The organism is Bacillus sp. Xin1, assembly GCF_013314535.1.
In the GTDB taxonomy this organism is placed as follows: Bacteria; Bacillota; Bacilli; order Bacillales; family Bacillaceae_G; genus Bacillus_A.
Map to the genome: position 1 here is coordinate 1 of NZ_JABUAE010000124.1, position 1675 is coordinate 1675.

1 protein-coding gene is annotated in these 1675 nt (G+C 35.5%); it reads right to left on the bottom strand.

Annotation, left to right across the window (positions count from 1 at the left end; translation table 11 throughout):
* Positions 1-46: 46 nt before the first annotated feature.
* Positions 47-1608 (bottom strand): IS3 family transposase gene (locus HRG09_RS28010; protein ID WP_174104059.1). Its coding sequence is split into 2 segments (ribosomal slippage): positions 47-975 and positions 975-1608, totalling 1563 coding nucleotides; the frame shifts between segments, so codons are not numbered across the junction.
* Between the last annotated feature and the right edge of the window lie 67 nt (positions 1609-1675).

Consider the following 1675-nt stretch of genomic DNA (forward strand, 5'->3'; position numbering starts at 1 on the left):
TTGAACAGCTCCCTGTCAAGTAGACAGTGGAAATAATAAAAATACTTTAAGTGGCTTGAACCCTGTATTCCAATGGGCTTAAGCCGTTTAATCTTTCTTGGTAACGTTCGTTATTGTAAAACTGGATATAATCATCTATTGCTTGGTGTAACGCTTCAAATGTTTCATACTTATGTAGGTAATATTTTTCACACTTCAACGTTCCCCAAAACGATTCCATTGGTCCATTATCTATACATTTTCCTACACGGGACATGCTATGAATCATTTTTGCTTTTTCTATTTTTCTCTTAAACCCATGTGACGTATACTGATACCCTCGATCACTATGAATCAATGGATGTTCATTCTCTTTTAATATAGTGATAGCTTGATCCAACGTTTGAAATACCAATTTATTATTGTTTGAATGTCCCAATGCATAACTAATAATGGAGCCATCGTAAAGGTCTAAAATGGCACTTAAATACATTTTCCTTCCGTTTCCTAATTTGAACTCTGTGACATCTGTTACCCATTTTTCATTGGGCTTGCTTGCAGTAAATTTGCGATTTAGTCGATTTTCAGCGACATATTGCGCAGATGAGGGAACATAGCGCTTTCTTTTTCGACGAATCACGGACTGTAATCCAGCGATGTGCATTAAGCGATAAATACGTTTGTGATTGAACTTTTTATGATATATCCTATTAATATTTAATTTCATTCTTCGGTACCCATAAATGCCTCCTAATCGTGCGTAAATAGCTTGAATATCCTGAAGAATTGCTTCATTCTCTAATTCTCTAGCTGTTGGCGTCCGCTGTAGCCATTTGTAATAAGCAGCACGAGATACACCAGAAATTTCACATAAAAGGATTACTGGCAAGTTTTCATTCGCATGTAAATCTTGAATTGCTCTATATTTATTGTGTAGACGAACGCTTGTTAACGACGCCTCCTTTCGAGTTCCTCTAACTTTTTTAAAAAAGCATTTTCTGCACGCAATCGTTCATTTTCCCGCTCTAAACGTTTCATTTCCAGCTTAAACTTTTCTTCAGCTGTTAATTCATATTCCTCTTTCTTTCGACCGCGTTTATCTTGTAGTGCTTCTTCACCATTTGCTTCAAACTTCTTGACCCATTGATATACTTGTTGGTAAGAAACTTCATAGCTCTCGGCTGTGAGCTGATAGTTTTTTTGATGTTGTATACAGTAATTTACAATTTGAATTCGTTCTTCTAACGTTGTTTTTCTTCTATTTGTCATAGAGTTTGTCATTCCTTTACCGGTATCATTTAATTCTCTATGACTATTATACTTTTTAATCCATTTTCCCAAAACCGCCGTACTGGATATATTGTATTTTTGGATAACCTTGCTTAACGAGTAGTGTCCTGATAGATAATCATTGATGGCCGCTAACTTTAGCTCTTTTGAATAACGCTTCCAAGAAATCGCTTCTTCTAGGCCGTCTTCACCATTCACTTCATACCTTCTCTTCCAATTTCTAATCGTCCCAGGATCAACGGAAAATTTATCAGTAATGTCAGCTATTGAATGATGACCATCTTTATAAAGAGCTAAAATCGCCAATTTTTCAGCTTTAGAATATTTTATTCGAGCCATAAAAAATACTCCCCTTAGATAAACAGATTTTTATTTTTTATCTGTCTACCTAATGGGGAGCATATCA